The following is an 18,261-nucleotide window of genomic DNA, read 5'->3' on the forward strand; positions in this document are numbered from 1 at the left end:
GCAACCGACCCTGAGATCAGCGGCCGCTGCGTTCCAGGGCGGCGGCGTGGCCCGCCAGCGCCGGCGACAGCCAGCAGTGGGACCCGAGCGCGGTGAAGCCCTCGGCCGTCAGCTGGCGGCGGTACCAGGCCGCCGGGCGGGCCTGGAATCCTTCATGGTCACCCTCGAACTCATCCTCGGCGGTGAACGCCTCCAGGAAGGCTACGCCGCCGGTCAGCTCGGCAAAGCCAGCCAGGGCCGGGCGCAGCTCGCGGGTCGGCACGTAGTGCATCACGTCCGAACAGACCAGCAGGTCCACCGGCGCGCACGGGCGCAGCCAGGCGAAATCGCCGACGCGGGCCGGGTGCAGGTTGCGGCTGCGGCCGTAGCGCTGCACCGCATAGTCGCTGCTGTCGAAGCCCATGTACTGTACGCGCGGGCGCAGCTTGAGCAGCGGCGCGCGCCAGGCACCTTCACCGGCGCCGATGTCCAGCACGCTGCGGATCGGCCGCTCCAGGTAATACTCCGCACTGGCCACCGCCAGCGCGACCTTGCGCGCCAGGCGCGCCGCGCCGCCGGTCTGGTCGGGCTGGTACCAGCGCTGGAAGTAGGCCTGGTCGTAGGTCTTCTGCATGCGGGACAGGGCTCGGTGACGGGGTGCACATGGTAGCCGAGCCCGCTGCGTCAATCCGCCGCGCATGCGCTGCCGCCCTGAATCGGCCAGAATGAACGACACCCCACGCCAGCCGCCGGAGCAAGCGCATGCAGTCCTACTACTGGGTCAAGACCTTCCACCTGCTGTTCGTGGTGGCGTGGATGGCGGCGGTGTTCTACCTGCCGCGGATACTGGTAAACCTGAGTGAGACGGCCGGGCAGTTGCCGGTGGTGGAGCGCCTGCAGCTGATGGGCCTGCGCCTGTACAGGTTCGGCCACATGATGTTCGGCTTCGCGCTGATCCTGGGGCTGGTGCTGTGGCTGGGCTACCGGGTGATTCCGGACTTCCCGACGATGGTCGCACCGGGTGCGGCGGGCTGGTTGCACGCCAAGCTGGGTCTGGTGGTGCTGCTGCTGGTGTATTACTCGTGGACCGGGCGGCTGCTGAAGGGCGCGGTGAAGGGAAAGGTGCTGCCGTCATCGCGCGCGCTGCGCTGGTTCAATGAGTTGCCGCTGGTGCTGTTCATCGGCGTGGTGTGGCTGGTGCTGGCCAAGCCCTTTTGAGGGATGGCTCACGACCAACGGTCGTGAGCCACCTGTGTGGCGTCACGGTGGCCGTGACCCACGGGTGCGCCGGTCAGGCCACTTCGTACGCGCCATACCCGCGCAGGCGCTCGTAACGCTTCTGCAACAGGTCTTCGGTGGACAGCTTCTCAAGCGCGTCCAGTTCATTGAGCAGCACGGCCTTCAAACGCCTGGCCATCTGATTCGGGTTGCGGTGGGCACCGCCGGTCGGCTCGCGCACGACCTTGTCGACCAGTCCCAGGCTCTTCAGGCGTGGCGCGGTGAGACCGAGCTGCTCTGCCGCTTCCTTGGCCTTGCCGGCGTCCTTCCACAGGATCGAGGCGCAACCTTCCGGGCTGATGGTGGAGTACACGCTGTATTCCAGCATCACGGTGCGGTCGCCCACGCCCAGTGCCAGCGCGCCGCCGGAGCCGCCTTCGCCGATCACCGTGCAGATCACCGGCACCTTCAGCTCGGCCATCTCCATCAGGTTGCGCGCGATCGCTTCGGACTGGCCGCGCGATTCGGCATCAATGCCCGGCCAGGCGCCAGCGGTGTCGATCAGGGTCAACACCGGAAGGCCGAAGCGCTCCGCCATCTTCATCAGGCGCAGCGCCTTGCGGTAGCCCTCCGGCTTGGGCATGCCGAAGTTGCGCTTGATCTTCTCTTTGGTGTCGCGGCCCTTCTGGTGGCCGATCAGCATCACCGGACGGCCGCCGATTCGGGCCAGGCCCCCCATGATGGCCTTGTCATCGGCAAAGGCGCGGTCGCCGGCCAGTTCCTGGAATTCATCGCAGAAGATGCGGATGTAGTCGGCGGTGTACGGGCGCGAAGGATGGCGGGCCAGCTGCAGCACCTGCCACGAGGTCAGGTTGCGGAAGATCTGCGCGGTACGCAGCCGCAGCTTGTCCTGCAGGGTGCGCACTTCGGCTTCGACATTGACCGCCGGGCCGGCGCTTGCGCTGCGCAGCTCCTGGATCTTTGCCTCCAGATCAGCGATGGGTTGCTCGAAGTCGAGGTAGTTCGGATTCATCGGAAGCCGTCGTGAAGAAAAGAGGGAAAGTGTAGCCGAATGCGTCGAAATGCCCCGTACGCCGTCGTCTGGTCCGGGGCTAATTGGCCCACGGCGGACTGTAGCGCACCTTCAGCGTGCGTACCGCCGGATCCGCCCGGAGGGCGTCCACCAGCTGGCTGTCCACGCGCACTGCGGTGTCGCCGGCCACGTCCAGCATGCCGGCCACCGGGCCCTGGTCGGTGCCCAGCAGCAGGTCCAGGCGCAAGGGGGTGCGGCCGGGACGGTGGCGGTCGAGCAGGCCGTTTACCCGCGCCCACACCGGGTCGCCCTGACGCAGGTCCAGGCGCAACGACAGCCGGGTGGCGTAATTGGCACAGATTTCCTCGAAGTCCCAGCACTGGCGGATGCGCAGCGCGTAGCCGCCATTGAACTCATCCTCGCGCAGGCCGCCTTTGACCACCAGAATGCGGTCTTTGGTCATCAGGTGGCCAAACTCCGCCAGGCCATCGCTGAATGCGCTGCATTCAACCCGGCCCTTACCGTCTTCGAGCTGCATGAACACCTGGCTCTCGCCCTTGCGGCGCACGCCGACCACCAGTCCGGCCAGGATGACCGGGGTTTCCTGGCGCCAGGCGCGCTTCTCGCCGTCCTTGCCGGGGCGGGCCGGGGGAATGAGTTTCTCCAGCATCCCGAGGTCGGTGCCGACCAGTTCCTTGACGTCCTCGGCGTACGGGTCGAACGGATGGCCACTGAGGTAGAACCCCAGCGTTTCGCGTTCGCCGTCCAGCAGCTGGCCCAGCCCCCATTCCTTGGCTTCGGGAAGGTCCAGCTGCAGCGCGGTGCTGACGGGGTCGGGCGCGCCGAACAGCGAGTTCTGGCCAGAGGCCTTCTCGCGCGACATCTGGTCGGTGGCCTTGAGCACTTCAGGCAGCTGCAGCATCAGCGAGGCGCGATTCTTACCAAGGCCATCGAGCGCGCCGCAGTTGATCATCGCTTCGAGCGTGCGCCGGTTGAGCTTGCCCGATTCGATGCGCATGCAGAAATCCAGCAGCGAGGCGTAGCGGCCGTTGGCGAGGCGCTCTTCGACCACCGCCTCGCACGCCCCCTGGCCCACGCCCTTGATGGCCCCCAGGCCGTACTGGATGGTGTCGGCGCTGGAGGCTTCGAACATGTACGCCGATTCGTTCACGCGCGGCGGCAGCACGGTCAGGCCGAGGTTGCGGACTTCGGCAAGGAAGCCCACCACCTTGTCGGTGTTGTCCATGTCCGAGGACAGCGTGGCGGCCATGAACTCGGCCGGATAATGGCGCTTGAGCCAGGCGGTCTGGTAGCTGACCAGCGCGTAGGCGGCGGCGTGCGATTTGTTGAAACCGTAGCCGGCGAACTTCTCCATCAGATCGAAGATCTCGTCGGCCTTGGGGCCATCAACGCCGCCCTTGGCCGCGCCCTCGCGGAAGATCTCGCGGTGCTTGGCCATTTCGGCAGGCACCTTCTTGCCCATCGCACGGCGCAGCAGGTCGGCGCCGCCAAGCGAGTATCCGCCGACGATCTGCGCCATCTGCATCACCTGCTCCTGGTACACCATGATGCCGTAGGTGTCTTTCAGGATCGCTTCGGTGCGCGGATCGGGGTAAATGATCTCTTCCTGCCCGTGCTTGCGCGCGTTGAAGGAAGGAATCAGGTCCATCGGGCCGGGGCGGTACAGCGACACCAGCGCGATCAGGTCTTCGAAGCGGTCGGGGCGTGCGTCTTTAAGCAGGCGGCGCATGCCCGAAGATTCGAACTGGAACACCGCGCCGGTGTTGCCGTTGGCGAAGATGTCCTTGTAGGTCGGGGCGTCATCAAGCGGCAGCGCGGTGATGTCGATCGGCGGAATGCCGGCGCGGGCATGGCGCTTGTTGATCGCCTTGACCGCCCAGTCGATGATCGTCAGCGTGCGCAGGCCCAGGAAGTCGAACTTCACCAGGCCGATTTCTTCGACGTCGTTCTTGTCGAACTGGGTGACCGGGTTGCGGCCACGGCCGCCTTCATCATGTTCGGCGAACAGCGGGCAGAATTCGGCCAGCGGCTCGGGCGCGATCACCACGCCACCGGCATGCTTGCCCGCGTTGCGGGTAAGGTCTTCGAGCTGGCGGGCCAGATCGATCAGGTCGCGCACGTCGTCTTCGTTCTGGTACCGCTGGATCAGCTCCGGCGATGCCATTTCCGAATCCTTGCCTTCGCCCATCGCATCCTTGAGCGAAATGCCCAGGATGTTGGGAATCAGCTTGGACACGCCATCGACCAGGCCATACGGGAAACCGAGCACGCGCCCGGAGTCGCGCACCACGGCCTTGGCGGCCATGGTGCCGTAGGTGATGATCTGGCTGACGCGTTCGCGGCCATACTTGCGCGCGACGTAGTCGATGACTTCGTCGCGGCGGTCCATGCAGAAATCGATGTCGAAGTCGGGCATCGACACGCGTTCGGGGTTGAGGAACCGCTCGAACAGCAGGTTGTACGGAATCGGATCCAGATCGGTGATCTGCAGCGCCCAGGCCACCAGCGAGCCGGCACCGGAACCACGCCCCGGGCCGATCGGAATACCCTGGTTCTTGCCCCACTGGATGAAGTCGGCCACGATCAGGAAGTAGCCGGGGAAGCCCATCTTGATGATGGTGGCCAGCTCGAATTCCAGCCGCTCGAAGTAATCCTCGCGGGTCTTGCCTTCGGCCAGCGGATTCTTTTCCAGGCGCGCGTCCAGGCCCTTGCGCGATTCGCTGCAGATCCAGCTGTCCAGCGTTTCGTTTTCCGGCACCGGGTAGTTGGGCAGGAAGTAGGTGCCCAGCCGCATTTCGATATTGCAGCGTTCGGCCAGCGCCAGCGTGTTGTCGATCGCATCGGGGATGTCGGCAAACAGCGCGCACATCTCTTCGGGCGACTTCAGGTACTGCTGGTCGCTGTAATCGCGCGGGCGCTTGGGATCGTCCAGCACGCGGCCGGAGGAAATGCACACGCGCGCTTCGTGGGCGCTGAAATCGTCCGGGCGCAGGAAGCGCACGTCATTGCTGGCCACCACGGGCAGGCCGCGTTGGCCGGCGGCCACCAGCGCAAACTGGTTGAACGCTTCTTCGCCCTCGCGACCGGTACGGGTCAGTTCCAGGTGCAGGCCATCGCCGAACACGCGCTGCCAGTCGGCGAGCTGCTGCTCGGCCAGGTCATGCCGGCCTTCGCCGGCCAGGCGCCCGGCCAGGCTGTCGCGGCCAGCCAGGGCAAACAGGTTATGGCAACCGGCCTTGAGCCAATCGGGGTGCACGGCCACGCCGCCTTCCGGGCGGTGGCCTTCCATCCAGGCGCGGGTAAGCAGGCGCGACAGGCTGAGGTAGCCTTCGCGGTCGCGGCACAACAGGGTCATGCGCCACGGGGTCATGCCCTCTTCGGCGATCATGATGTCGGCACCGGCGATCGGCTTGATGCCGACCGTTTCGGCGGCCTTGTAGAACTTGACCAGCGCGAACAGATTGTTCAGGTCGGTCACTGCCAACGCGGGCAGGTTCAGTTCGACGGCACGGCTGAGCAGGTTGGCCTGCTTGGCCTTTTTCGGGTCAGCCTGATCCGGTTTCGCCGGGACACGGATGGTCGAATCCGCCAGCGAAAACTCGGTGTGGACGTGCAGATGTACGAAACGGGAAGTGGACATGCCGGGCCAATGTAATGCCCGGTCAGGGTAGCCGCGCGGGGCAAGCGGAACAAGGCTTGACATCAAGGGCCTGCGGCCCGTGATGTCCGAGCATTCCACCTTAACCCCGCGCCGTTGGCGCGCCCCCTTCAACAAGAAGGGGCTCTATTCCATCAAGCTTGACGTGGCCCGGATCGGAGAGCAGCGGGTCGAGCCCTGAACCGAGCCGGTGGCGCTTTTGCCTTGGCTATGGCTACCGACCACCTGTCGAAGGTGGGGCGGGGCGGGTTTGCGGGACCGTAGAAAACATGGATGTTTTCTACGAGCCCCCAAGGATGGGTTCACGGCGTGTCCCGCAAACCCGCACCGTCCCGCCAAACCAGAGAACCAGGCGCTAACCGGCTGTTCGCCTGAATGCATGAGGCCGGGCAGGGCCCGGCGCTAAGCGACGCCAGCGACCAAGGAATCGCGCACGGGCGCGAAGCTGCGGCGGTGGTGGGGGCAGGGGCCGTGGGTGCGCAGGGCGGCCAGGTGGGCCGGGGTGCCATAGCCCTTGTGCTGGTCGAAACCGTATTCGGGGTGCTGCTCGTGCAGCTGGTGCATGTAGCGGTCGCGGCTGACCTTGGCCAGAATCGAGGCCGCCATGATCGCGCGGTCGAGCGCGTCGCCGCCGACCAGCGCCTGCGCGGGGCAGGGCAGGCCCTTGGGCACCACGTTGCCGTCGATGCGCGCGAACTGCGCCACGTGCGCAACCGCCTCGACCGCCCGGCGCATGCCCAGCATCGTGGCCTGGTAGATGTTGAGCGAATCGATCTCCGCCACGTCCACCATCACCACATGGAAGGCCAGCGCACGCTGCTGGATCCTGTCGAACAGCTGGTCGCGCCGGATCGCCGTGAGCTGCTTGGAATCGTCCAGCCCGTTCAGGCGCGGGCGCTCCGGGCAGAACACCACCGCCGCTACCGCCACTGGGCCGGCCAGCGGCCCGCGACCGGCTTCGTCCACGCCCGCCACATAGCGCGGCGCCACGGTGGCCAGCGCCGCCCCGTCGAACAGCGCCAGCGAGGCCGCCGGAGCGTGGCGGCGACTCATGCCGGCGCGTTCCCGCGCGGCTTGCGTGCCAGCAGTTCCGCCACCGCGTCGGCCGCGCGCGCCGACGCGTCCTGGCGCAACTGCAGGTGAAGCTTTTCGTACGTGTCCTGGATCTCGATGGCGCGTTGCGGATGATCGAACCACTGCAGGATCGCGTCGGCCAGCTTGTCCGGCACGCAGTCGTGCTGGATCAGTTCCGGCGCGAGGTCCTTGCCCGCCAGGATGTTCGGCAGTGCGAAGCGGTCCACCTTGATCAGGCCCAGCGCCTTCACGATGCGGTAGGTCAGCTCCGCCACCCGGTAACCCACCACCATCGGCCGCTTCACCAGCATCGTTTCCAGCGTGGCCGTGCCCGATGCGAGCACCACCACATCGGCCGCGATCATCGCCAGGCGCGCCTGGCCGTCCAGCAGGTGCGAGTAAGCCACCGGCAGCGCCGAGCGCGACAGCTGTTCCTGGATCAATGCGCGGCACGCTGGGTTGGCCGCCGGCACCACCACGTGCAGGCCCGGAATACGTTCGGATACCTGCCAGGCCGCTTCGAAGAACGCGCCACCCAGCCTGCTGATCTCGCCCAGCCGGCTGCCCGGGAGGACCGCCAGCACCTTGGCATTGGCCGGCAGGCCCAGGGCCACGCGGGCCTCTTCGCGGTCGCTGTGCAGCGGAATGTCATCGGCCATCGGGTGGCCGACGAAACGAGCGTCGATACCATGGCGGGCGTAGATGGGGGGTTCCATCGGGAACAGGCACAGCACCAGGTCGGCGCTGGCGCCGATCTTTTCGGCACGCTTCTCGCGCCACGCCCATACCGACGGGCTGACGTAGTGCACCGTGGTAATGCCACGCAGCTTCAGCCAGCGCTCCACCCCCAGGTTGAAGTCGGGTGCATCGATGCCGATGAACACGTCCGGCTGCCACTCCAGCACCCGCGTGCGGAATTCATTGCGCAGCTTCAGCAGGCGCGGCAGGTGGCGCAGGATCTCGGTCAGGCCCATTACTGCCAGCTCGCTGGCATCAAACCAGGTCAGGCAGCCGGCGCTGCGCATCGCGTCGCCGCCAATCCCGGCGAACTCCGCATCCGGGAACCGCTGCTGCAGTTCGCGCACCAGGCCGGCGCCCAACAGGTCGCCGGAGGCTTCGCCGGCAACCAGCGCAATCCGCAGCGGTCGCGAAGAGCCCGGCGCCGTCATCGCAGCAGGGGCCTCTCAGCGTGCTCGATGAAGTCCAGCATGTCCTTGACGTCTGCGCTGTGCGCGGCCTGTTCGGCCAGCTGCACCTTGGCCTCGGCCAGCGGCAGGCCGGCCACGTACAGCGTGCGGTAGGCACGCTTGATGCTGGCGATGCGCTCGGCATCGAAGCCGCGGCGCTTGAGGCCTTCGCTGTTGATGCCGCGCGGGCGGCCCAGCGAGTCGCTGCCGACCATGGTGAACGGCGGCACGTCGCCGTTGGTCAGTGCGCCCATGCCCAGGAAGGCGTGCGCACCGATCCGGCAGAACTGATGGGCGCCGGCGAAGCCGCTGATGATCACGTAGTCGCCGACGGTCACGTGGCCGGCCAGTGTGGTGTTGTTGGAGAACACGCAGTGGTTGCCCACGTGGCAATCATGGGCGACGTGGGTGTAAGCGAGCATCCAGTTGCCGTTGCCGATGGTGGTGACGCCTCCGCCACCGCCGGTGCCCCGGTTGAGGGTGACGAATTCGCGGAACACGTTGTCGTCGCCGATCACCAGCTCGGTGCGCTCACCAGCGTACTTCTTGTCCTGCGGTTCGCCGCCCACCGCGACGTGGCCGATGAAACGGTTGTTGCGGCCGATCCGGGTCGGGCCGTGGATCGAGCAGTGCGGGCCGACTTCGGTACCTTCGCCGATCTCGACCTCGGCACCGATCAGACAGAACGCACCGACACGTACATCCGCCGCCAGTTTCGCCGACGGGTCGATGACCGCGGTGGGGTGGATGAGCGGCCCGTTCATTCGCGCGTGCCGGCGCAGAGCACTTCGGCGCAGGCGACGATCTCGCCGTCGACCTTGGCCACGCAGTCGTACACCGCCATGTTGCGGATCACGCGCTTGATCTCCACGTGCATTTCCAGCACGTCACCGGGCACCACCTGCTTGCTGAAGCGCGCCTTGTCCACCTTCACCATGTAGAACAGCTTGGACTGCGCATCGCGGCCCAGAGTGAGCTGGGTCAGCACGCCGCCGGCCTGGGCCATGGCTTCGATGATCAGCACCCCGGGCATGATCGGTTGGCTGGGGAAGTGGCCCTGGAAGAACGGTTCGTTGATGCTGACGTTCTTGGTGGCAACGATGGTGCGCTTTTCGTAATCGATGGCGACAACCTTGTCGACCAGCAGGAAGGGGTAACGGTGCGGGATCAACGCCTGGATCTGGGTGATGTCCGGCAGCTTCTGTTCGTGGCTCATTCCTTCTCCTTGCTCACAGACAGGATGCGACGGGCCAGGGCATCGAGCTGCTTGAAGCGCGCGGCGTTCTTGCGCCACGTGCGATTGTCGGTCAACGGGGTCCCGGACGAGTATTCGCCCGGTTCAGTAATGGAGTTGCGCACCACGGACTTGCCGGTGATCACCACCTTGTCGCAGATCTCGAGGTGGCCGACGACGCCGACGGCGCCGCCGAGCAGGCAGTAACGTCCGATCTTCGCGCTGCCGGCGATGCCGGTGCAGCCGGCGATGGCCGAGTGCGCGCCGATCTGGACGTTGTGGGCAATCTGGACCAGGTTGTCCAGGCGCACATCGTTGTCGAGCACGGTATCTTCGAGGGCGCCGCGGTCCACGCAGGTATTGGCGCCGATCTCGCAGTCGTCACCAATGCGCACGCCACCCAGTTGCGGCACCTTGATCCAGCTGCCGGCATCCATCGCCAGGCCGAAGCCATCGGCGCCGAGCACGGCGCCGGGGTGGATGCGCACGCGCTTGCCGATCCGGACACGGGTGACCAGGGTGACGCGGGCGATCAGTTCGCAGCCGCTGTCCAGGCTGCAGTCTTCGCCGATGATGCTGCCGGCGCCGATGATGCAGTTTTCGCCGATCACGCTGCGCGCGCCGATGGTGACGAACGGGCCGATGTGGGCACTGGCCGCGACCTGGGCTTGGGGATCGATGACAGCGCTGGGGTGGATGCCGGGGGGACGGGTCGGGGCGATGTCGAACAGCGCGCCAATCTTGGCGAAGGTGGTGTACGGATCCTTGGCGATCAGTGCGGTACCGGGTGCGGCTTCGGCATCCTCGGCGCGCAGCACCACGATGCCGGCCTGGCTGTCGGCCAGCTGGGCACGGTAGCGCGGGTTGGCCAGGAAGGTCAGCTGGCCGGGGCCGGCATGGGCAAGCGTGGCCACGCCACGGATGGCGGTGCTGCCATCACCATGGACCTGCAGGCCAAACTGCTCGGCGAGTTGCTGGGCGGTATAGGTAGGAGTGTTCACGCCGGGAGTTTACCGTGTGGCGTGACTTCGGTCATGTTCGGGGGTTGGGGTGGCAGGCGATCCCGTAGCGCCGGGCTCTGCCCGGCGGCTTCACGCACTTGGGCGAACAGCCTGTGGCCCGTTGTCTCCTGGTTTGGCGGGACGGTGCGGGTTTGCGGGGGACGCCGTGAATCCGTCCTTGGAGGCTTGGCAAAAACATCCATGTTTTTGACACCCCCGCAAACCCGCCCCGACCCGCCTTCGACAGCTTTGTCGGTGGCCAAGGGTGATCAAGAGCAGTGTCGATCATTTCCACGTGGCCGCGTAGAGCCACGCCCTGCGTGGCTGCTCTTCGTTTCCGCCTGCGACCCACCTTGCAGGGGAGGCCGGCGGGCAGCCCCCGGAGGGACTGTCAAAAACATGGATGTTTTTGCCAAGCCCCCATGGATGGGTTTACGGCGTGTCCCGGAGCGGGGCTGCCCGTCGGCCTCCCCAGCACGTAAAAGCTGAAACGCTGCCGTTCGCCGTTCGCCGTTCGCCGTTCGCCGTTGGCCGTTGCCCTATGCGCCACAAACAAAAACGCCGGGCATGCCCGGCGTCTTCGTGTGCGATCGGTGGATTTAGAACTGGCCACCGAACGTGAACTGGAGCCTTTCGATTTCGTCGCCGTCTTCCTTCTTGAGCGGGAAGGCGTAGCTGATCGAGATCGGGCCGACCGGGGCGCGCCACAGCAGGGCGACACCGGCCGAGGCACGCAGCTCGTTGGCCTTGAAGTTGTCCACGCCGGTGTACACGTTGCCGACGTCGAAGAACGCCGAGACGCGGGCCGACGGGCTGTCGAACAGGCGCGGGAAGTAGGCTTCGATCGAGCCGACGGTCTTCAGCGAACCACCCAGCGGCTGGCCACGGTTGTACGACAGCGTGGGCTCCGAGCGCGGGCCCAGGGTGTTGTCTTCGAAACCACGCACCGAGTTGGTACCACCGGCGTAGAAGTTTTCGAAGAACGGCAGGCCGGAGGCGGTGACGGTCTTTACGTAATCGGGCGAGGACGTGTTGCAGTTCACCGTCTGGGTCGGGTTCGGGTTCGCGGTGGTCGGTGCGGTGTAGCACAGGTCGCGGGTGACGTCGTTGCCGTAGCTGTCGCCGTAGCCGATTTCGGCGCGGGTGTTGATGACCAGCGACGGGATGATCGGCCAGTACTTGGAGACCTGGTAGTTCAGCTTGTAGTACTCGACCGTCGAGCCGGGCAGGGTCGTTTCCAGGCCCACGCGCTGGTACATGCCGCGGGTGGGCATGAAGTAGTCGTTGCGCGTGTCGCGGGCCCAGCCCAGTTCGGTGCGCCAGGAGTGGAACGTCTTGCTGCCGATGGCATCGATGTAATCGATGATCGACTGCGGCGTCGAGCCCTGGTAGGTCGTGATCTGGTTGCTGTCGATGCCCACCATCAGCGAGACGGTGTCGTTCTCGGTGATCGGCACGCCGAATACCACCTGCGCTGCGCCGTTGGTGCTGTTGTACTGCGCGGTGTTGAAGTCGGAGTAATCCAGCTCTCGCCAGGAAAGGTTGTAGCCCAGCGACACGCCGTCGTCGGTGAAGTACGGGTTGGTATAGGAGAAGCCGTAACGCTGCAGGTAGCTGCTGCGCGAGGCTTCGACCGATACGCGGTTGCCGCCGCCCAGGAAGTTGTTCTGCGACAGCTGCACCGAAGTGGTCATGCCGTAGGACTGCGAATAGCCCAGGCCGAACACGAAGCTGCCCGACGTGGTTTCCTTGACGTTGTACACCACGTCGACCTGGTCGTTGCTGCCGGTGACCGGCGGCGTTTCCACGTCCACCGATTCGAAGTAACCCAGGCGCTGCAGGCGGATCTTGGAGCGGTCGATCGCGGCCTGCGAGTACCAGCTGTTTTCGAACTGGCGCATTTCACGACGCAGCACTTCGTCGGAAGTGCGGGTGTTGCCCTTGAACACGATGCGGCGAACGCCCACGCGCGGACCCGGCACGACCTGCATGTTGATCGCCACGGTACGTTCGGCGCGGTTGCTGGTCGGGATCGGGTTCACCTTGGCGAACGCGTAACCGATGTTGGACAGCGAATTGGTGATGGCATCCGAGCTGAATTCCAGCAGGGCGCGCGAGAAGGTATCGCCGGATTTCTGGATCAGCATGCGCTCCACGTCTTCCTGCGGAAGGATGGTGTCGCCGGTGACCTTGATCTCGGAAATCTTGTACTGCTCACCTTCGGTCACGCCGGCGGTGATGAACATGTCGCGCTTGTCGGGGCTGATCGAGACCTGGGTGGAGTCGATGCTGAAGTCCACGTAGCCGCGGTCCAGGTACCAGGCATTGAGCTTTTCCAGGTCGCCGGACAGCTTTTCCTTGGAGTACTGGTCATCACGGCGGTACCACGACGCCCAGTTGTGCTCCTTGGATTCCCAGGTTTCCAGGATGTCCTTGGACTCGAACTTCTCGGTGCCGACCAGGTTCACATGCTGGATCTTGGCGGCCTTGCCTTCCTTGATCGCAATGGTGATGTCCACGCGGTTGCGGTCAAGCGGGCTGACGGTCGGGGTGATCTCGACGTTGTATTTGCCGCGGTCGTTGTACTGGCGGCGCAGTTCCTGGGTCACGCGGTCCAGGCTCAGGCGATCGAACGTGCCACCTTCGCTCAGGCCGATGTCGCTCAGGCCCTTGAGCAGCTGGTCGCTCTTGATGTCCTTGTTGCCGGTGACGGTCAGCTTGTTGATCGCCGGGCGTTCCTTGACCGTGACCACCAGGATGTCGCCCTGCCGCTCAAGCTGGACGTCCTCGAAGAATCCGGTCTTGTACAGGGCGCGGATGGATTCGCCGACCTTGCTGTCGGTCAGGGTCTCGCCACGTTCCACCGGCAGATAGGTGAACACGGTACCGGAGGTGATGCGCTGCAGACCATCGACACGGATGTCGCTGACGGTGAAGGGCTCGGCTGCCTGGGCCAGGGCGGGCGCGCCGAAACCGGCGGCGAGTGCGAGGGCAAGCAGGCGGCGATTGGGGAGTCGCGTCATGTCACGTCCGGTTGGAGTCGAATACGATGTTGCGGGATGCCGGCGCATAAGACGACGACAAAAGGGTAAAAGTTCATCGCGGGAACAGACCGAGGATGTCGTTGTAGAACGCCAGTCCCATCAGTCCGGCCAGCATGGCCAGGCCGATGTATTGGCCCGCCGCCATGGCACGCTCGCTAAGCGGGCTGCCCTTGACCAACTCGATAAGGTAATACAGCAGGTGCCCGCCGTCCAAGATGGGGATGGGCAGCAGGTTGATGATGCACAGGCTGAGCGAGAGCACGGCCAGGAACCAGAGGAACCAGTCCAGCCCGCGCTGGGCGGTCTGGTTGGCCACGCGGGCGATCGTGACCGGCCCGGAAACGTTCTGCAGCGAGGCATTGCCGGTCACGATGCGGCGCATCATGCCCAGCGAATCGCCTGCCGCACGCGCGGTTTCACGCAGCGCAGCCGGAACGGCTGCCAGCGGGCCGTACTGCAGGGTGGTGTCATAGGCCGGCGCGCTGGCCTGCGGGAAGCCGACGCCGATCTGCCAGGTCGGCTGGCCGCGGCCATCCTTGCCCTGGCGCGGGGTGACTTCCAGCGCCAGCCGGTCGCCGTTGCGCAGCACCTCGATCATGCCCGGTCCACCGCGCCGGCCCAGCGCCAGGATGGCCGGAGAAACCTGGTCGGCGGCATCGATGCGCTGGCCGTCCACGGCCACCACCAGGTCGCCCGGCAGCAGCACGCCCTGGGCAGCGGAGTCGGGCAGCACCTGCTCGACCAGTGCCGGCTGCAGGTGGAACTGCCAGGTGAGGCCGGCCAGTGAGGCCACCCAGCGCTCATCGAAGCCGGCTGGCAGCTGCGACAGCGGCAGGGTGCGGGTATGCAGCTGGTCCTGCGCATCCACCACTTCCACGGTCGCATCGTGGCGGTCCATCGCGGCCGTGGTCAGCGCCATTGCCGCCTGGCCAGCAGTCAGCACGCTTCGGTCGTCCACGCTTACCACGCGGTCGCCGGCCTGCAACCCGGCAACCTGGGCCATGCCGGTGGTGCGGCCGATGGTGGCCGAGTAATCCTGCTTGCCCAGCACGAACATGGCCCACAGCATGGCCACGCACAGCACCAGATTGGCGATCGGGCCGGCGGCCACGATCGCGATGCGCTGCCAGACGCTCTTGTGGTTGAACGCCAGGCCACGCTCGGCCGGATGCACCTCGACCTCGCGCTCATCCAGCATCTTCACGTACCCGCCCAGCGGAATGGCGGCGATGGCGAATTCGGTGCCGTTGCGGTTTCGGCGCATCCACAGTGGCTTGCCGAAGCCGACCGAAAAGCGCAGCACTTTCACGCCACAGCGCCGCGCGACCCAGTAGTGACCGAACTCATGGAAGGTCACCAGCAGGCCAAGGCTGACGATCATCCACCAGACGGAGCCGATGAATTCACCCATGGTGGACGTCGCGGGAAGGGGGCGGGAGGGGCATTCAGGCGTGGTCGATGGCGGCTTGGGTGATGTGGCGGGCGTGCTGGTCGGCAGCCAGCAGGCCCTCCAGTGTATCGGCGGACGCTGAAGGCAGTGTTGAAAGAGCGTTAGCCACCAGGCCTGGAATGGCTAGGAAAGCGATCCGCCCCTGAAGAAACGCTGAAACCGCCACTTCATTGGCCGCATTGAGTACCGCCGGGGCGGTGCCACCGGCGGCCATCGCCTGCCAGGCCAGGCCCAGGCAGGGGAAGGCATCGACGTCGGGGGCCTCGAAATCCAGCCGACCCTGGCTCAGCAGGTCCAGACCGCCCACCCCGGATTCGATGCGATGCGGCCAGCCCAGGCCTACGGCCAGGGTGGTGCGCATGTCCGGCAGGCCCATCTGGGCGAGGGTGGAGCCGTCGACGAACTCGACCAGCGAATGCACCAGGCTCTGCGGGTGGACCAGCACTTCAATGCGCTCGCCGGGGATGTTGAACAGGTGATGGGCCTCGATGACCTCCAGGCCCTTGTTCATCAACGTCGCCGAATCCACCGAGATCTTCGGGCCCATCGACCACTTCGGGTGGGCAACCGCCTGGGCCGGGGTGACCCCGGCCAGTTCGGCCCGGGTGCGTCCGCGGAACGGGCCGCCGGACGCGGTGAGCAGGATCCGGCGCACGCCGGCCTGGTCCAGGCTGGCATCGCGCGAGCGCAGACACTGGAAGATGGCGCTGTGTTCGCTGTCGATCGGGATGATCTCGGCGCCTGCGGCGCTGGCGCGCTGCATCAGCAGCTCGCCGGCCAGAACCAGCGATTCCTTGTTGGCCAGCAGGATCCGCTTGCCGGCTCCGGCGGCGGCCAGGGTAGAGGAAAGCCCGGCGGCGCCGACGATGGCCGCGACCAGGGTGTCGCACGCATCGCTGGCGGCCAGCTGGTCCAACGCGGCGGCACCTGCATGCGGCTGGGTGTCCAGGCCGGCGGCGAGCAGGCCTTCGCGCAGCGTGGCATACAGGGCCTCGCTGGCGATCACCGCATGCGCGGGCCGGTGGATCACGCACAGTGCGACCAACGCCTGCACCTGGGTGCCGGCAGCCAGCACGGTGGCGCGGTAACGGTCCGGGTGGCGCGCGATCACGTCCAGCGCGGATGCGCCGATCGAGCCGGTGGCGCCGAACACGGCAACCCGGCGGGGGGCGAGAGTGCTCTGCATGCTCAGAATCCGAAGATTTCCTTGCCCAGTGCAAATACCGGCAGCGCGGCCAGCACGCCGTCGATGCGGTCCAGCACGCCGCCGTGGCCCGGAATGATGTGGCCCGAGTCCTTGGCGCCGGCGTGGCGCTTGATCAGGCTTTCGTACAGATCGCCCAGTACCGAGGCGAACACGGCAACCACCGTGGTGATGACCAGGCCGACCACGTGCTCGGGCGCGATCCCGGCGATCCAGCCGAACACCAGGGCCACCAGCAGGCCGGCCAGCATGCCGCCACCCAGCCCTTCCCAGGTCTTGTTGGGGCTGATGCGCGGGGCCAGCTTGGTACGGCCGAGGGTGCGCCCGGCGAAGTAGGCGCCCGAATCGGCGGCCCAGACCAGGGCCAGCGCGGTCAGCAGCCAGAGGTGGCCTTTGTCGCCGCTGGCATGGATCAGCACCAGCGAGGCCCAGGCCGGCACGATGGCCAGGCTGCCGGCCAGCAGCTTGAGCGCACGGGCGCGGCTGCCCGGCTCGGCGCCGAAGCTGAAGAAGCGCAACCACAGCAGAGCGAGCAGCCACCAGCCGATGCCGACCAGTGCGGCGATCTGGTACAGCACCAGGGTGCCGGCATCGGCCCACACGATGAGCACCATCAGCAGCAGGTTGAGCACCAGCAGCACGGTGCGGGCCAGGGTGTCGTCGACATCGGCCAGCTTCAGCCATTCCCACAGCCCGATCAGGAACACACCGGCGGCGGCGGCGGCCAGCCATTGGGTGGGCAGCAGCAGAATCGCGGCAATGGCGACCGGCGCCATGATCAGCGCGGCGATGACTCGGGTTTTGGTCATGGGGTGGACGTCTCGGTGGCCAGGGCGGCGATCTGGGCGCTGGTCAGCCCGAAGCGGCGTTCACGGGAAGCGTAGGCGTCCAGCGCCTGCTGCAGGATGGCGGCGTCGAACTCGGGCCACAGCACCTCGGTGAACCACAGTTCGGTATAGGCCAGCTGCCACAGCAGGAAATTGCTGATGCGGGTGTCGCCGCCCGTGCGGATGAACAGATCCGGGGGCGGCAGGTCGGCCAGGGCGACGCGGCTGCCGAGCAGCGCTTCGTCGATCTGTTCGGGCAGCAGGCGCCCGGCGGCCACCTCGGCGGCCAGTTCACGTGCGGCGCGCGCGATGTCCTGGCGGCCACCGTAGCTGGCGGCGATGCTCAGGGTCATGGCGGTGTTGCCGGCGGTGCGCTGCTCGGCCAGCTGCATGCGGCTGACCAGCCCGGCACCGAAGCGCTCGCGCTCGCCGATGAAGCGCACGCGTACGCCACGACGGTGGAGTTCATCCACCTCGCGATCGAGGGCATTGAGGAACAGCTTCATCAGCGCGTCGACTTCATCGCTCGGCCGGCCCCAGTTTTCACTGGAGAAGGCAAACAGCGTGAGCGCGGCAACGCCGCGCTCCAGGCAGAAATCAATGGTGCGGTTGACCGCGCGCGCACCGGCCCGGTGGCCGATCACGCGCGGGCGACGACGCTTCTGCGCCCAGCGGCCGTTGCCATCCATGATGATGGCAACGTGGCGGGGCACGGCGGCGGTGGAGCTGCTGGTCGGGGCCTGGGTCATGGCGCTCAGACCGACATCAGTTCCTTTTCCTTCTCGGCCACGACAGTGTCGACGTCCTTGATGGCCTTGTCGGTCAGCTTCTGGATGTCGTCTTCGCCGCGCTTCTTGTCGTCTTCGCTGATCGCCTTGTCCTTGAGCAGGGCGGCGACGGCCTTGTTGGCGTCCTGGCGGACGTTGCGGATCGCGATCTTGGCGCCTTCGCCTTCCTTCTGGACCTGCTTGGCCAGCTCCTTGCGGCGCTCTTCGGTGGGCGGCGGCAGGTTGACCCGGATCGCGGTGCCGATGGTGTTGGGCGTCAGTTCGATGTTGTAGAGCGCCTTTTCGATCTCTTTGATCATGCTCTTGTCGAAGGGCGTGACCAGCAGCGAATGCGCGTCGGCGTTGGTGACGTTGGCCACCTGGTTCAGCGGGGTGCTGGCGTTGCCATAGGCATTGACCGTGACCCGGTCCAGCAGGGACGTGGAGGCGCGCCCCGTACGGATGGTGGTAAGGGTGTGCTTCAGAGCATCAATGCTCTTTGCCATGCGCGTCTGCGCGTCCTGCTTGATATCGTTGAGCATCGCCCGAATCCTGGATGTCACT

Annotated in this window: 14 protein-coding genes and 1 pseudogene; 1 reads left to right on the plus strand and 14 read right to left on the minus strand. The window is 66.3% G+C overall.

Annotation, left to right across the window (positions count from 1 at the left end):
* Positions 1-16 precede the first annotated feature (16 nt).
* Positions 17-613 carry a class I SAM-dependent methyltransferase gene (locus ACGFZ3_RS02610; RefSeq protein WP_068850442.1) on the minus strand — a complete coding sequence of 199 codons (597 nt, stop codon included), beginning with the start codon at positions 611-613 and terminating at the stop codon, positions 17-19.
* Positions 614-741: 128 nt separating this feature from the next.
* Here ACGFZ3_RS02610 and ACGFZ3_RS02615 point away from each other — a divergent pair, with 128 nt between their 5' ends.
* Positions 742-1,197: a CopD family protein gene (locus ACGFZ3_RS02615; RefSeq protein ID WP_282246776.1), complete on the plus strand. Its 456-nt coding sequence runs from the start codon at positions 742-744 to the stop codon at positions 1,195-1,197.
* A gap of 73 nt (positions 1,198-1,270) precedes the next feature.
* On the opposite strand, the gene ACGFZ3_RS02620 is transcribed toward ACGFZ3_RS02615, so the two are convergent.
* The 13 genes and pseudogenes from ACGFZ3_RS02620 to frr all read right to left on the minus strand — a co-directional run bounded on the left by ACGFZ3_RS02620 (position 1,271) and on the right by frr (position 18,239).
* Positions 1,271-2,230, minus strand: coding sequence for an acetyl-CoA carboxylase carboxyltransferase subunit alpha (locus ACGFZ3_RS02620; protein WP_392916000.1), 960 nt, complete (start codon positions 2,228-2,230; stop codon positions 1,271-1,273).
* A gap of 79 nt (positions 2,231-2,309) precedes the next feature.
* On the minus strand, positions 2,310-5,891 hold the full coding sequence (gene dnaE / locus ACGFZ3_RS02625) for a DNA polymerase III subunit alpha (RefSeq protein ID WP_392916003.1): 3,582 nt from the start codon (positions 5,889-5,891) through the stop codon (positions 2,310-2,312).
* A 420-nt stretch (positions 5,892-6,311) separates the two neighbouring features.
* Positions 6,312-6,962: a ribonuclease HII gene (locus ACGFZ3_RS02630; protein ID WP_392916006.1), complete on the minus strand. Its 651-nt coding sequence runs from the start codon at positions 6,960-6,962 to the stop codon at positions 6,312-6,314.
* Positions 6,959-8,134, minus strand: a pseudogene (gene lpxB, locus ACGFZ3_RS02635) (lipid-A-disaccharide synthase); the annotation flags it as partial. The gene ACGFZ3_RS02630 and the pseudogene lpxB, both read right to left, overlap by 4 nt.
* Before the next feature lie 14 nt (positions 8,135-8,148).
* Positions 8,149-8,934 (minus strand): acyl-ACP--UDP-N-acetylglucosamine O-acyltransferase, encoded by a 786-nt coding sequence (gene lpxA, locus ACGFZ3_RS02640; protein WP_392916009.1) that lies wholly within the window; start codon positions 8,932-8,934, stop codon positions 8,149-8,151.
* A complete protein-coding gene (gene fabZ / locus ACGFZ3_RS02645; RefSeq protein WP_068850460.1) occupies positions 8,931-9,386 on the minus strand; it encodes a 3-hydroxyacyl-ACP dehydratase FabZ in 456 nt (151 codons plus the stop codon). Before fabZ ends, lpxA begins: the two co-directional genes overlap by 4 nt.
* The gene (lpxD, locus tag ACGFZ3_RS02650) at positions 9,383-10,405 is read right to left on the minus strand and encodes a UDP-3-O-(3-hydroxymyristoyl)glucosamine N-acyltransferase (protein ID WP_392916013.1); all 1,023 of its coding nucleotides are present in this window, start codon (positions 10,403-10,405) and stop codon (positions 9,383-9,385) included. Before lpxD ends, fabZ begins: the two co-directional genes overlap by 4 nt.
* Positions 10,406-11,004: 599 nt before the next feature.
* Positions 11,005-13,428: an outer membrane protein assembly factor BamA gene (bamA, locus tag ACGFZ3_RS02655; RefSeq protein ID WP_392916016.1), complete on the minus strand. Its 2,424-nt coding sequence runs from the start codon at positions 13,426-13,428 to the stop codon at positions 11,005-11,007.
* Between the two features lie 73 nt (positions 13,429-13,501).
* Entirely contained in the window at positions 13,502-14,860 is a 1,359-nt protein-coding gene (gene rseP, locus ACGFZ3_RS02660; protein ID WP_392916019.1) for an RIP metalloprotease RseP, read from the minus strand.
* Positions 14,861-14,894: 34 nt separating this feature from the next.
* Entirely contained in the window at positions 14,895-16,085 is a 1,191-nt protein-coding gene (dxr, locus tag ACGFZ3_RS02665; protein WP_392916022.1) for a 1-deoxy-D-xylulose-5-phosphate reductoisomerase, read from the minus strand.
* 2 nt (positions 16,086-16,087) lie between these two features.
* Complete coding sequence (locus ACGFZ3_RS02670) at positions 16,088-16,912, minus strand: phosphatidate cytidylyltransferase (RefSeq protein WP_392916024.1); 825 nt, start codon at positions 16,910-16,912, stop codon at positions 16,088-16,090.
* Positions 16,909-17,679 (minus strand): polyprenyl diphosphate synthase, encoded by a 771-nt coding sequence (uppS, locus tag ACGFZ3_RS02675; RefSeq protein ID WP_392916027.1) that lies wholly within the window; start codon positions 17,677-17,679, stop codon positions 16,909-16,911. Before uppS ends, ACGFZ3_RS02670 begins: the two co-directional genes overlap by 4 nt.
* Before the next feature lie 5 nt (positions 17,680-17,684).
* A complete protein-coding gene (gene frr / locus ACGFZ3_RS02680; RefSeq protein WP_392916030.1) occupies positions 17,685-18,239 on the minus strand; it encodes a ribosome recycling factor in 555 nt (184 codons plus the stop codon).
* Between the last annotated feature and the right edge of the window lie 22 nt (positions 18,240-18,261).

Origin of the sequence: Stenotrophomonas sp. NPDC047960 (assembly GCF_043204395.1) — a bacterium.
Lineage (GTDB): Bacteria > Pseudomonadota > Gammaproteobacteria > Xanthomonadales > Xanthomonadaceae > Stenotrophomonas.